The 13,675-nt window shown below is 38.4% G+C and carries 16 protein-coding genes; 14 read left to right on the top strand and 2 right to left on the bottom strand.

What is annotated here, in order from left to right; genetic code table 11:
* The first annotated feature begins 2 nt into the window (after nt 1–2).
* The 9 genes from atpB (at nt 3) to V6W77_RS08255 (ending at nt 8,007) form a co-directional block, all read left to right on the top strand.
* A complete protein-coding gene (gene atpB, locus V6W77_RS08295) occupies nt 3–791 on the top strand; it encodes a F0F1 ATP synthase subunit A (protein ID WP_025236988.1) in 789 nt (262 codons plus the stop codon).
* 147 nt (nt 792–938) lie between these two features.
* Nucleotides 939–1,193, top strand: coding sequence for a F0F1 ATP synthase subunit C (gene atpE, locus V6W77_RS08290; RefSeq protein WP_025236987.1), 255 nt, complete (start codon nt 939–941; stop codon nt 1,191–1,193).
* Nucleotides 1,194–1,251: 58 nt separating this feature from the next.
* Complete coding sequence (atpF, locus tag V6W77_RS08285; protein ID WP_025236986.1) at nt 1,252–1,722, top strand: F0F1 ATP synthase subunit B; 471 nt, start codon at nt 1,252–1,254, stop codon at nt 1,720–1,722.
* A gap of 13 nt (nt 1,723–1,735) precedes the next feature.
* Entirely contained in the window at nt 1,736–2,269 is a 534-nt protein-coding gene (gene atpH / locus V6W77_RS08280) for a F0F1 ATP synthase subunit delta (protein WP_334254366.1), read from the top strand.
* Between the two features lie 12 nt (nt 2,270–2,281).
* The gene (atpA, locus tag V6W77_RS08275; protein WP_334254365.1) at nt 2,282–3,823 is read left to right on the top strand and encodes a F0F1 ATP synthase subunit alpha; all 1,542 of its coding nucleotides are present in this window, start codon (nt 2,282–2,284) and stop codon (nt 3,821–3,823) included.
* Nucleotides 3,824–3,848: 25 nt separating this feature from the next.
* Entirely contained in the window at nt 3,849–4,715 is an 867-nt protein-coding gene (gene atpG / locus V6W77_RS08270) for a F0F1 ATP synthase subunit gamma (protein WP_334254364.1), read from the top strand.
* Nucleotides 4,716–4,735: 20 nt separating this feature from the next.
* Entirely contained in the window at nt 4,736–6,109 is a 1,374-nt protein-coding gene (atpD, locus tag V6W77_RS08265) for a F0F1 ATP synthase subunit beta (protein WP_283386652.1), read from the top strand.
* Between the two features lie 25 nt (nt 6,110–6,134).
* Nucleotides 6,135–6,554, top strand: a complete 420-nt coding sequence (locus tag V6W77_RS08260; protein WP_334254363.1) for a F0F1 ATP synthase subunit epsilon — start codon at nt 6,135–6,137, stop codon at nt 6,552–6,554.
* Between the two features lie 169 nt (nt 6,555–6,723).
* Entirely contained in the window at nt 6,724–8,007 is a 1,284-nt protein-coding gene (locus V6W77_RS08255) for a factor H binding protein domain-containing protein (protein WP_334254362.1), read from the top strand.
* A gap of 100 nt (nt 8,008–8,107) precedes the next feature.
* Here V6W77_RS08255 and asnA read toward each other — a convergent pair whose 3' ends face one another.
* Complete coding sequence (asnA, locus tag V6W77_RS08250) at nt 8,108–9,100, bottom strand: aspartate--ammonia ligase (protein WP_188157170.1); 993 nt, start codon at nt 9,098–9,100, stop codon at nt 8,108–8,110.
* A gap of 167 nt (nt 9,101–9,267) precedes the next feature.
* Here asnA and asnC point away from each other — a divergent pair, with 167 nt between their 5' ends.
* The 4 genes from asnC to V6W77_RS08230 all read left to right on the top strand — a co-directional run bounded on the left by asnC (nt 9,268) and on the right by V6W77_RS08230 (nt 11,570).
* Nucleotides 9,268–9,741 (top strand): transcriptional regulator AsnC, encoded by a 474-nt coding sequence (gene asnC, locus V6W77_RS08245; RefSeq protein WP_334232532.1) that lies wholly within the window; start codon nt 9,268–9,270, stop codon nt 9,739–9,741.
* A gap of 96 nt (nt 9,742–9,837) precedes the next feature.
* Nucleotides 9,838–10,137, top strand: coding sequence for a glycosyltransferase family protein (locus V6W77_RS08240; RefSeq protein ID WP_334254361.1), 300 nt, complete (start codon nt 9,838–9,840; stop codon nt 10,135–10,137).
* A 125-nt stretch (nt 10,138–10,262) separates the two neighbouring features.
* Nucleotides 10,263–11,024, top strand: coding sequence for a uridine phosphorylase (udp, locus tag V6W77_RS08235; protein WP_025216331.1), 762 nt, complete (start codon nt 10,263–10,265; stop codon nt 11,022–11,024).
* A gap of 60 nt (nt 11,025–11,084) precedes the next feature.
* A complete protein-coding gene (locus V6W77_RS08230; protein ID WP_334254360.1) occupies nt 11,085–11,570 on the top strand; it encodes a chorismate--pyruvate lyase family protein in 486 nt (161 codons plus the stop codon).
* A gap of 36 nt (nt 11,571–11,606) precedes the next feature.
* Here V6W77_RS08230 and V6W77_RS08225 read toward each other — a convergent pair whose 3' ends face one another.
* Nucleotides 11,607–12,476, bottom strand: a complete 870-nt coding sequence (locus tag V6W77_RS08225; RefSeq protein ID WP_176671899.1) for an NAD(P)-dependent oxidoreductase — start codon at nt 12,474–12,476, stop codon at nt 11,607–11,609.
* A 127-nt stretch (nt 12,477–12,603) separates the two neighbouring features.
* On the opposite strand from V6W77_RS08225, the gene murI reads away from it, so the two are divergent.
* Nucleotides 12,604–13,395: a glutamate racemase gene (gene murI, locus V6W77_RS08220; protein ID WP_334254359.1), complete on the top strand. Its 792-nt coding sequence runs from the start codon at nt 12,604–12,606 to the stop codon at nt 13,393–13,395.
* Nucleotides 13,396–13,675 lie beyond the last annotated feature (280 nt).

Raw genomic sequence — 13,675 nt, 5'->3', positions numbered from 1 at the left:
TTATGGCTGGGTCTACCGCAGAATATATCACTCACCATTTGACGTTTTTAACGACAGGTGAGGGATTTTGGAATGTGCATTTAGATACCTTATTTTTCTCATTGGTAGCAGGTGCTATTTTCCTTTATTTTTTCCGCAAAGCAGCAAAAAATGCAACAACAGGCGTGCCGGGTAAGTGGCAATGTTTTGTTGAGATGATTATTGAATGGGTAAACGGTGTGGTTAAAGAGAACTTTCACGGTCCTCGCCACGAAGTAGGTCCATTAGCATTAACCATCTTTTGCTGGGTATTCATTATGAATGCTATTGACTTGATCCCGGTTGATTATCCACCTCAATTAGCAAGTTTGCTAGGTATTGACTATTTACGTGCAGTACCAACAGCAGATATTAGTGCAACATTGGGTTTATCAATTGGTGTATTCTGCCTAATTATCTACTACACAATCAAATCGAAAGGTTTTGGTGGCTTTGTAAAAGAATATACGTTACACCCTTTTAATCATTGGGCGTTTATTCCGGTAAACTTCTTATTAGAAGTGGTTACTTTACTCGCTAAACCAATTTCTCTTGCTTTCCGTTTATTCGGTAATATGTATGCAGGTGAGTTAATCTTTATTTTGATTGCTGTAATGTATATGGCAGAAAGCATAGTACCTCAAATGTTGGGTGTGCCGCTTCAAATTGTTTGGGCTATCTTCCACATTTTAGTTATTACGCTTCAAGCATTCATCTTTATGATGCTGACAATCGTGTATTTAAGTATTGGTTATAATAAAGCCGATCATTAATACAAGCGGTTAAAAAATCTTAATTTTTTACAATTTTAAATTTTGTAGAGTGATTGCTCTGTAAAACAATGAAATGAAAGGCATAAGCCTTTGATATTTAACTAACCTAGCCTTTGGCTAAATTCCTCAACCCTTATGGAGAACATTATGGAAAACGTAATTACCGCAACAATTTTTGGTTCAGTAATTTTATTAGCTTTCGCTGCATTCGGTACTGCGATTGGTTTCGCATTATTAGGTGGTAAATTCTTAGAATCTTCTGCTCGCCAGCCTGAATTAGCAAACAGCTTACAAACTAAAATGTTTATCGTTGCAGGTCTTTTAGATGCTATCTCAATGATCGCTGTGGGTATCGCATTATTATTCATCTTCGCTAACCCATTCATTGGTTTATTAGGCTAATCCCTATAAATAATAGGCGTTACCTTCGGGTAATTTAACTAACTTTATAGGAGGCGTTGTGAATTTAAATGCAACACTAATTGGTCAGCTTATTGCGTTCGCACTCTTTGTTGCGTTCTGTATGAAATATGTATGGCCACCGCTAATTCGAGCGATTGAAGAGCGTCAAGCAAATATTGCTAATGCTTTAGCTTCTGCCGAAAAAGCGAAACAAGAGCAGGCTGATTCTAAAGCTGCGGCAGATCAAGAAATCCTGTTAGCAAAAGAAGAAGCACAAAAAATTATTGATTTGGCAACAAAACGTCGTAATGAAATTTTAGAGTCTGTACAAGCAGAGGCTGAAGTTGAACGTCTACGCATTATTGAACAAGGTTATGCGGAAGTAGAAAGCGAACGTAAACGTGTTCAAGAAGAGCTTCGTCAAAAAGTGGCTGCATTGGCTGTTGCCGGTGCTGAGAAAATTGTCGGTCGTTCAGTGGATGCTGCAGCGAACAACGATATTATTGATAAGCTAGTTGCAGAACTATAAAAAGGTGGGGCAGATGTCAGAATTAAGCACAGTAGCTCGCCCCTATGCTAAAGCGGCTTTCGATTTTGCTTTAGAACAAGGTCAATTGGATAAATGGCAGGAAATGTTGCAATTTTCTGCAGCTGTCGCGAATGATGAGCAAGTAGCTGATTTCATCAGTTCATCACTTGCAAGCGGTCAAATTTCTGATACGTTTATCAATATTTGTGGCGACCAATTAGATCAATATGGGCAAAATTTCATTCGCGTTATGGCTGATAATAAGCGTTTAGCGGTATTACCTGCTGTATTGAATGCATTTTTAGAATTAAGAGCAGAGCACGAATCAATAAAAGATGTTGAGGTTGTTTCTGCAGATAAATTAACAGATGCACAAGAAGCAAAAATTGCCAATGCGATGGAAAAGCGACTCGGAACAAAAGTACGTATTACTTCATCAATTGATAGTTCATTAATTGCGGGTGTAATCATTCGTTATGATGATGTGGTGATTGATGGTAGTAGTCGTGGACAGCTAAACCGCTTGAGTCAAGAGTTGAGCTTGTAAGAGGAATAAAAAATGCAACTAAATTCAACAGAAATTAGTGAATTGATTAAAAAGCGTATTGCCCAATTCAATGTGGTGAGCGAAGCTCAAAGCACAGGGACAATCGTTTCGGTAAGTGACGGGGTTATTCGTATCCACGGCTTATCAGATGTAATGCAAGGCGAAATGATTGCATTACCGGGCAATCGTTATGCGATTGCATTAAACTTAGAAAGAGATTCTGTCGGTGCGGTTGTAATGGGACCTTATGCAGATTTAGCAGAAGGTATGGAAGTACAATGCACAGGTCGTATTTTAGAAGTGCCGGTTGGTCGTGGTTTATTAGGTCGTGTAGTTAATACATTAGGTCAGCCAATTGATGGTAAAGGTGAAATCCAAAATGATGGTTTCTCGCCAATCGAAGTGATTGCACCGGGTGTTATCGATCGTCAATCTGTTGATCAACCTGTTCAAACCGGTTATAAAGCGGTTGACTCAATGGTTCCAATCGGTCGTGGTCAGCGTGAGCTTATCATCGGTGACCGTCAAACCGGTAAAACTGCATTAGCTATCGATGCGATCATTAATCAACGTGATTCAGGCATTAAATGTATCTACGTTGCGATCGGTCAAAAAGCATCAACTATTGCAAACGTAGTGCGTAAATTAGAAGAGCACGGTGCATTACAAAACACTATCGTGGTTGTAGCATCTGCATCTGAATCTGCAGCATTGCAATACTTAGCTCCTTATGCAGGTTGTGCAATGGGTGAATACTTCCGTGATCGTGGTGAAGATGCGTTAATCGTTTACGATGATTTATCTAAGCAAGCAGTTGCTTACCGTCAAATTTCATTGTTATTACGTCGTCCACCGGGTCGTGAAGCATTCCCGGGTGATGTATTCTATCTACACTCTCGCTTACTTGAGCGTGCATCTCGTGTAAATGCAGACTATGTAGAACGTTTCACTAACGGTGCGGTGAAAGGTCAAACAGGTTCTTTAACTGCATTACCGATCATTGAAACTCAAGCTGGCGACGTTTCGGCGTTCGTTCCAACCAACGTAATTTCGATTACTGATGGTCAGATTTTCTTAGAGTCAGGATTATTCAATGCTGGTATTCGTCCTGCGGTAAACCCTGGTATCTCGGTTTCTCGTGTTGGTGGTTCTGCACAAACTAAACTGGTGAAAAAATTAGCCGGTGGTATTCGTACCGCACTTGCACAATATCGTGAATTAGCAGCGTTCGCACAGTTTGCATCAGACCTTGATGAAGCAACACGCAAACAGCTTTCACACGGTCAAAAAGTAACTGAATTACTTAAACAGAAACAATTCGAGCCAATGTCTGTAGCACAGTTAGGTTTATCGCTAGCAGCAGCAGAATATGGTTATCTTGATGATGTGCCTGTTGAGCGTGTAGGTTCATTTGAAGCTAACTTATTAGCGTATGCTCAAAGCAACTACGGCGAGTTTATGCAAGAACTGTCAAAATCTGGCAATTTCAATGATGAAATTAAAGATAAATTGAACGAGATTTTATCTGGTTTCAAAAAGAACAGTGCTTGGTAATCTAACTTTTTAGCGGAGAAAAAATATGGCAGGTGCTAAAGAGATAAGAACCAAAATTGCAAGTGTTCGTAATACGCAAAAAATTACCAAAGCGATGGAAATGGTTGCTGCATCAAAAATGCGTAAAACCCAAGAGCGTATGTCGGCTTCTCGCCCTTATGCAGATAGCATTCGCAAAGTAATTAGCCATATTGCCAAAGGTAACATCGAGTATCAACACCCGTTCCTCATCTCACGTCCGGTGAAAAAAGTGGGCTATTTAGTCGTTTCAACTGATCGCGGATTGTGTGGTGGTTTGAATATTAACTTATTTAAAACCGTTTTAAATGAGTTAAAAGAAAAAGATGATCAAGGTATCAAATCTGAATTAAGTTTGGTTGGAAACAAAGGTATTTCTTTCTTCAACCCAATGGGATTAGAGATTAAAGGTCATATTAATGGATTGGGTGATACACCAACAATGGAAAATTTAGTTGGTATTGTAAACGGTATGGTAAAAGCCTTCCGTAATGGTGATATTGATGAAGTTTACGTAGTATATAACCGCTTCGTAAACACAATGTCGCAAAAACCGACAGTACAAAAACTACTTCCATTGCCGGAACTTGAAAATGACTCATTAGGACAAACAGGTTCTTGGGATTATATCTATGAACCAAGTCCACAAGCGTTATTAGATAACTTGCTTGTACGTTATTTAGAATCTCAGGTATATCAAGCAGTAGTTGATAACCTAGCCTCTGAACAAGCAGCTCGAATGGTTGCGATGAAAGCGGCAACGGATAACGCAGGTAATCTGATTAATGAGTTACAATTGGTGTATAACAAAGCTCGTCAAGCAAGTATTACGAATGAATTAAATGAAATTGTCGCGGGTGCCGCAGCAATTTAACAATGAATAGAGGAACGGTAATGGCAACGGGAAAAATTGTACAGATCATCGGTGCGGTAATCGATGTTGAGTTTCCGCAAGATGCAGTACCAAAAGTTTATGATGCATTAAAAGTTGAAACAGGCTTAACGCTTGAAGTTCAACAACAATTAGGTGGCGGTGTGGTACGTTGTATCGCATTAGGTTCATCTGATGGTTTAAAACGTGGCTTAAAAGTTGAAAATACAAATAAAGCGATTGAAGTACCTGTTGGTACAAAAACGCTTGGTCGTATTATGAATGTATTAGGTGAGCCAATCGATGAAGCAGGTCCAATTGGCGAAGAAGAGCGTTGGACAATTCACCGTGCAGCACCAAGCTACGAAGAGCAGTCTAACAGCACTGAGTTGTTAGAAACAGGGATTAAAGTTATCGACTTAGTCGCTCCGTTTGCGAAAGGTGGTAAAGTTGGTCTGTTCGGTGGTGCGGGTGTAGGTAAAACCGTAAATATGATGGAGTTAATCCGTAACATTGCGATTGAGCACAGCGGTTACTCTGTATTTGCGGGCGTAGGTGAGCGTACTCGTGAGGGTAACGACTTCTACCACGAAATGAAAGACTCTAACGTATTAGACAAAGTATCACTGGTTTACGGTCAGATGAATGAACCACCAGGCAACCGTCTGCGTGTAGCATTAACCGGCTTAACAATGGCGGAGAAATTCCGTGATGAAGGTCGTGATGTGTTATTCTTCGTAGATAACATCTACCGTTATACTCTTGCAGGTACTGAAGTATCAGCACTTTTAGGTCGTATGCCATCTGCGGTAGGTTATCAGCCGACTCTTGCAGAAGAGATGGGTGTATTACAAGAGCGTATTACTTCAACCAAAACAGGTTCTATTACTTCTGTACAAGCGGTTTACGTACCGGCGGATGACTTAACTGACCCATCACCGGCAACGACTTTCGCACACTTAGACTCAACAGTGGTATTAAGCCGTAACATTGCATCTCTTGGTATTTACCCTGCGGTAGACCCATTAGACTCAACATCTCGCCAATTAGATCCATTAGTTGTTGGCGAAGAACACTATAATGTTGCTCGTGGTGTACAAGGTACATTACAACGTTATAAAGAGTTAAAAGATATTATCGCAATCTTAGGTATGGATGAGTTATCGGAAGATGACAAACGCTTAGTAGCTCGTGCACGTAAAATTGAACGTTTCCTTTCACAACCATTCCACGTTGCGGAAGTATTCAACAGCGTACCAGGTAAATTCGTACCGTTAAAAGAGACAATTCGTGGCTTTAAAGGCATTTTAGAAGGCGAATACGACCATATCCCGGAACAAGCGTTCTATATGGCGGGTTCAATTGACGAAGTGGTTGAAAGAGCAAAACAGATGTAATTGTTCTTAAACAAAGGAGAACAGTATGACATCTCAATTTGAACTCACAGTTGTGAGTGCGGAAAGTAAAATCTTTGAAGGCACAGTAACGAGTGTGCGTGTTTCAGGGGTTGATGGCGAATTAGGGATCTATGCAGGGCATACCCCACTATTAACCGCTATCAAACCGGGTATGGTTAAATTCACTTTAGCTGATGGCAAAGAAGAATTTATCTATGTATCTGGTGGCTTCCTTGAAGTACAACCAACCATTGTTACCGTGCTTGCAGATACCGCAATTCGTGGTGATGAACTTGATGAACAACGTATTCTTGCTGCAAAACGTAAAGCAGAAGAAACCTTGTCTAAAACTAACGACGCTGATTTAACAGCGAAATTAGCGAAAGAAATTGCGAAATTGCGTGTTTACGAACTCACAAAAACAAAATTAGCGAACAAACGTTAATACTGAAAAACCCCACGCAAGTGGGGTTTTGTTTTTACAAGCGGTTTAAAAATGCTAATTTTTTACAGATAAATATTTTTTTAAATTCATTTCTACTTGACGACAAGTTGTTTTTTTTTTGTACAATTTTTGTGTGCATTTGCACGGTCAATTTTATAAGGAAAACACTATGTATGTTAAAAAACTCTCTTTAGCTAGTTTGATTTTATTTGGGATTACTGCTTGTAGTAGCGGTGGCGGTTCATCAGATGTTATTACTGACAAACCTCAAAATAATTCAGTCCAAACAGAGTTAGATACAACTAAATCAGAATTAGCAACATCAACAAGTGATTTACAAAAGGCTCAAGCAGAATTAGCAAAGTTGAAATCTGATAAAAATGCAACTTCTGAGCAACTTACACAAGCAAAAATAAACCTTGAAAATGCTGAAAAAGCGAAAGGATTAGCTGAAAGTAAATTAGCTACGATGAATAATGAAAAGCAAGCGGTGCAAAATCAGCTAAATTCTGTAAATGCTGAATTAGCAAAAGCGAGAAATGAGTTACAAAAATCAAAAGAAGTCGCTGAAAGCAAATTAACTACGATAAATAACGAAAAACAAGCGGTACAAAATCAGCTAAATTCTGCAAATGCTGAATTAGTAAAAGCCAAAAATGAGTTACAGAAAGCTGAAGCAAATTTAGCAAAGGCTCAAGCGGATAAAAATAGTACAGCTGAGCAGTTAGCAACAGCAAAACAAGAAAAAGAAGCGGCTGAGCTTGCATTAAAAAATAAAACGGCTTTAATAAAAGAAATAGTACAAAAAGCAGCTGAAATTACCAAAGAACAAGGAAGAAATTATTCTTGGATTGATCACACAGGTTTATCTTTACCAAAAGGGTTAAGTAAACACGCTTTCATTAGTATGTCTGCAGAAAATTTAGACGGTATTTTTGTTGGTAATCACTATATTTATCTTACCCCAAGTGTAACCGTTGTTGGGCGTGATATTAGTGCATTTTGGAATGAAGATACAACAGAACAAAGAAGGTTTAGAGTTAACCGAATTGAAGGGGTAAGAACTACAAATCTTCCTACATCTGGCGAAGTAACTTATGTTGGCAAAGCATTTAACTCGGATAATGTAGGAACATTGAATTACAAAGTTAATTTTACTGAGAAAACAGGTGTAGGTTCTCTTTCACAATTTAATAATGCTGCTATTCCAACAATCCAGTTGGAAAAAGGTAATATTGTTGATGGTATGATTAAAGCAAATGCTTCTGCTTCAGGTGGTATTTCAGGTAAGTACGAATTAGGTTTTTACGGTGAAAATGCACAAGCTATTGCTGGTGAGGCCTATCTTTATAAACAATTTGAAGGTGGAATAACAACAAATAAGACAACTGCTGAAAAATATGGTGATAGAGAGAGAGGTACTGTTTTTGGCGTAGCAGGCGAGAAGAAATAATTTTTGTAGACTTACAAGCGGTCAAAAACGGTAAATTTTTTGCAAAAACAGACCGCTTGTAGAAAAAATAAAGCGAACCAGAAGGTTCGCTTTTTTATGATTAGAGAATATTTTCAAACTCTTCAAACACTGCTTTTGGCCATACGCTAGATTGCACTTCACCAATGTGTTTTTTGTGTAACAAGAACATTACTAGTCGTGATTGACCGATACCGCCGCCGATAGAAAGTGGTAACTTGCCAGCCAATAAATCTTTGTGCCAATCCATTTCTAAACGGTCTTCATCGCCGGTAATTGCTACTTGTAAACGTAATGCTTTTTCATCCACACGAATACCCATTGAAGAAAGCTCGAACGCTGTGCCTAATTCTTCGTTCCACACTAAAATATCGCCGTTTAAGCCTTTATAACCTTGCTCGGATTCGGTTGTCCAGTCATCATAGTCCGGTGCTCGACCGTCGTGTGGTTTGCCGTCTGATAATTTGCCGCCGATACCGATTAAGAACACTGCACCGCACTCTTTACAAATCGCATTTTCACGCTCTTTACCGGTCATATTTGGGTAGCGTTGCACTAAATCTTCGCTATGCACAAAGGTAATTTGTTTTGGTAAAACTGATGGAATATCGAAACGAGCTTCCACCGCTAATTCAGTTAAACGAATCGCTTTGTAGATTTCGTTCACGGTCTCTTTTAAGAACGCAAAATCACGGCGACCTTCAGGAATCACTTTTTCCCAGTCCCATTGATCCACATACACCGAGTGCGTGCGGTCTAATGAATCTTCGTCCGGACGCAACGCTTTCATATGCACGAATAAGCCTTCACCTTCTTTAAAACCGAAACGAGCTAATGTATGGCGTTTCCATTTAGCGAGAGAGTGAACCACTTCATAGGTGGCGTTTGGAATACATTTTACGTTTACTTTTACTGCTTTTTCGATACCGGAAAGGTTATCTTGCATACCGTTACCGACTTCGCTCAAGATTGGACCTTGTACTTCCACAATGCCTAGTTTGTCGATTAAATATTGCGTAAAGGTGTTTTTAACAAAACTGATTTCTTGTTGTTGTAAGATGAATGATTTTTTCATTTTTATTGCTTTCCTAATGAATATGAAATATGAACAGTTGCTAATTTAAAGAATTCTGTTAAAAATGCAATATTTATCAAATAAAAAAGCAAATGTATTAAATTTAGTTTAAAATAAGTTAAGTTATTTTAGATAAAATCTAAATAAATGGATTTTGAGGAGGAAAAATGCACAATAAAAACAAAGTGAAATTAGAAATTGATAAACTCGATCAGCAAATTTTACGCTGTTTAATTAAAGATGCTCGCATACCTTATGCAGAAATGGCGAAAGATTTTGGCGTAAGTGCGGCAACTATCCACGTTCGGGTTGAAAAAATGCGACAAGCAGGGGTTATTCAATCAACAAAAATTGTAGTCAATGAACAGAAATTGGGCTATGATGTGTGTTGTTTTATAGGAATTATTCTCAAATCGGCAAAAGATTACGATAAAGTAATCGCGAAGCTTAACGAGTTTGATGAAGTAGTGGAGGCATATTACACAACAGGTAATTATTCGATTTTTATTAAAGTGATGACTCACACTATTGAAGAATTGCATTCGGTTTTAGCGGGCAAAATTCAATCTATTGATGAAATTCAATCAACAGAAACTTTGATTTCGCTACAAAATCCGATTTTGAGAGATATTTTGCCTTAGTAACAAGCGGTTAAAAAAGCATTAATTTTTGCAAATAAGAATAGCAATATAAATAAAAGGAAATAGAATGAATGCCAACCAACCAACCAACCAACGGTGGCGGTAGTTAGTCTAACCACAGCTCAACCTGAGTTGGGGCGAGCAATTGAAAGTGTGAAAAAGCAAGTTTACCCTTGTAAGCACTATATTTTTGTGAATGGCGAGCAATATTACCGCCCAGCCTCAGAAATCATTCAAAAATTTGATAATTTAACGGTGATTTATTCACCGATGGATATTCAAAATCTTAATGAGCTAATTGCGATGTTGGTTAAAGAAGATTTTGTGTTCTATCTGTCTGATAAGGATTTTTTCGCTCCGACTTATATTGAATCGCAAATCAAAAAGGCTCAGTGAACGAAACCGTTTGCCTTTGATCTACTTCACAAAATCAAACATTGATCGCAAAAAAATATCGAAAATCAACCGCTTGCTAGGTAGAATGATTTTGAATGATGATTAGAAATCAAAAGGAGATCGTTATGTCTGAAGTATTTCATTTAGGTTTAACAAAAGCGATGTTAAAAGGGGCAAAAATTGCGATAGTACCGGGAGATCCTGCCAGAAGTGAGCGTATTGCAAAAAAAATGGATAACCCGGAGTTTTTAGCATCTACCCGTGAATTTACCTCTTGGTTAGGTTATGTAGAAGGTGAAGCCGTAGTTATTTGTTCAACGGGGATTGGTGGTCCTTCGGTTTCAATTTGTGTGGAAGAACTCGCTCAATTAGGCGTTCGTACCTTCTTACGCATTGGCACAACAGGTGCAATTCAAGAACATATCAATGTAGGCGATATTTTAATTACCACCGGTGCAGTACGTTTAGACGGTGCAAGCAAACACTTTGCACCAATGGAATATCCGGCTGTAGCAAACTTTGAGTGTACTAACGCACTTTACGCTGCTGCGGTTGATGCAGGGGTTAAACCTTACGTTGGTATTACTGCTTCTTCTGATACGTTCTATCCGGGACAAGAGCGTTACGACACCTTCACAGGCAAAATTTATCGCCATTTTCAAGGTTCATTAAAACAGTGGCAAGATCTCAATGTAATGAATTTTGAAATGGAATCTGCTACGCTCTTTACAATGTGTTCTGCATTAGGTTTACGAGCAGGTATGGTGTCCGGCGTGATTGTAAACCGTACTCAACAAGAAATTCCAAACGAAGCCACAATCCACGAAACCGAACATAAAGCAATTTCTGTTGTGGTAGAAGGTGTAAGAAAATTAATTAAAGGTTAATCTTTAAATTTAAAGGCAAAAAAGGTAAATTGTTGATGTTACAATTTACCTTTTTTCTTTATGTTTACAAAATATCGTAAAATTCTGTTAGCGGCGGAATGGCATTCAGTGCCGGAGCCGCTTTCTTTTACTCAACAAAACTGGCTTCTGCACGATGGCTCGCTTACTCAAAAGTTACTTGATGTGGCAACCGATTTCAACGTGGAAGTGGTGCAAGAAAAGTGGGTTGCAAAAAATTCGCAAAATCTGACCGCTTGCAATGAAGACTTTTGGTTGAGAGAAGTGTTATTAAAAGATGGTGATACCAATTGGATTTTTGCTCAAACGCTTGTGCCGAGATCAACGATTGAAAATATCGCCCCAAATATACCGACACTTGGTAACGAGCCGATTGGTTTATGGTTGTTTTCTCAAAATCCGATCAGGAAAAAATTAGAGTGGGCTCAAGCAGAAAACGGTTTATTTGCCCGCCGAGGGGTGTATCAAATCAATGGCTATTTCCTTGAAGTCAAAGAGTTGTTTTTAGAAAACTTTCCTTATTTATAAAAAATCGGTTGGCATTACACCAACCGATTTTTGATTTTATTTTGCTAGATATTGATAAATCGCAGCCATATCCACTTCGCTCAAGCCTGAATCGTTTGCCTGATTGTATGTTTTGGTTGCTTGTTCAATTAACGGATAAGATTTACCTAACTTCGCAATTTCTTCGCTTGCTAAGTTAAAATCTTTCGTCATATGTTTCATCATAAACGCAGGTTGGAACTCGTTCGCTAAGTACATCGGCACTTTTGCTTGGAAAATCGGGCTGTTCATAAACGAACCTGAAATCATCTCAATCACTTGCTCTTTCGGAATGCCGTACTGATCAGCAAAATTTAATGCCTCACCGTAAGCTTGAACGAAAATGCCTAATAGTGAGTTAATCATTAATTTAATACCACCGGCTTTGCCTACAGAGCCATAATAGAAAGTTGTCGTACTAAATGCAGCGAAAAGCGGCTTGATTTGCTCAACAATTTCTTCTTTACCTGCGGAAAGCACTAATAGTTTGCCAGCTTCTGCAACTTTGCTTGAGCCTGAAACAGGTGCTTCCACAAACTCCGCTCCGTGTTCTGCAAGAAGTGCTTCAACCGCTTGGTTTTGACTTGGAGAAATGGTGCTCATATTCACGACTAATTTGCCTTTTAACTGTGCTAAGACCTCAGCACTTAATACTTGCTGAATAGAAGCGTAGTCTGCAATCATTAAGAAAATAATATCGTGAGCTTTTACTAACTCCACCACAGAAGAATATAATTTCCCACCTGCTGCCACTACTTTCTCCGCTTTTTCAGGACTACGGTTATAAACCCCTACTTTTACCCCACTGTTAAGTAAGTGTTTAGCCATTGGTTCGCCCATTTGACCTAAACCAATCCAACCAATTTCTTGTGTGTTAAATTTTTGCATAATGTTCTCCTTGGTTAAATAATAGAATGATTATTGCGATTTTCGATAATCAAGTCAAATAGAGATAACTTGAATATAACGAGGGAAAGGAGTAGCATTTCCACACTAATTCATTCAGTAAATAACAATGAAACCAACAATCCTTTTATACGACTCTGGTATGGGTGGCTTAACGATTTATGACGAAATCCGTAAAGTACTACCTCAGGCTCACTATTTATATTGCTTTGATAATGCTTTTTTCCCCTATTCTGAGAAATCAGAAGAGGTATTGATTGAACGAGCGGTCAAAATTGTGCAAAAAATTGCAGAAAAACAACCGCTTGATATGGTGGTGGTGGCGTGCAATACTGCAAGCACAGTTGTGCTTCCTGCATTGCGTGAGCATTTTCAGTTTCCAATCGTAGGCACTGTACCGGCTATTAAACCTGCTGCGGCAATTTCTGAAAGTAAAACCATCGGTTTACTAGCCACAAAAGGAACGGTTTCTCGCCCCTATGTTGATGAACTCATTGCAAAATATGCTCAAGATTGCATAGTAGAAAAAATTGGTACAACGGATTTAGTTGAAATTGTAGAAGAAAAACAGAGAACGGGCAGAGTGGATATGGCTCGTTTACAAAAAGTTGTTGAGGATTGGCAAGATCATTCCACATTAGATACGGTTATTCTTGGTTGCACCCATTTTCCCTTGATAAAAAATGAATTGCAGCAAGTATTACCAAAAGTGAAATACTTTGTTGATCCGGGAATAGGGATTGCTAAACGGGTTTTAAGCTTATTAGGAGAAGTTAAATTTAATCAAAATAATGAGTTAGTTAATGAAGCATTTTGTACCTCAGAAACTTCTGCATTCGAGATTAAACGACAAATTATGCAGGATTGGGGGTTTAATCAACTATCTGTGATTGATGTTTAAGCGATGTTAAGGTTTTTGATGAAAAATAATCCAGTTGATAAAAAACTTTAAAAAAAGGGCTTGCAACAGTTTTAAAAATCTCTATAATGCACCCCACACAACGACGCACTGTTGTGAAGAGATTAAGTTTGATTCCGGTGCGTCGTTTTATTTTGCTCTTTAACAATTTATCAGACAATCTGTGTGGGCACTTGTTGATTGACTTGATTTTAAAAATATTTTTTAATTTTGAAGTCTTAATAGGTGCTAACTAGAAATTCATTTTAACTTTTTTAAGTTT

This window comes from Mannheimia indoligenes, from assembly GCF_036880405.1.
Classification (GTDB): Bacteria; Pseudomonadota; Gammaproteobacteria; order Enterobacterales; family Pasteurellaceae; genus Mannheimia; species Mannheimia indoligenes.
The sequence above is the reverse complement of the archived record's forward strand: the minus strand, read 5'-3'. Positions and strand labels throughout refer to the sequence as shown.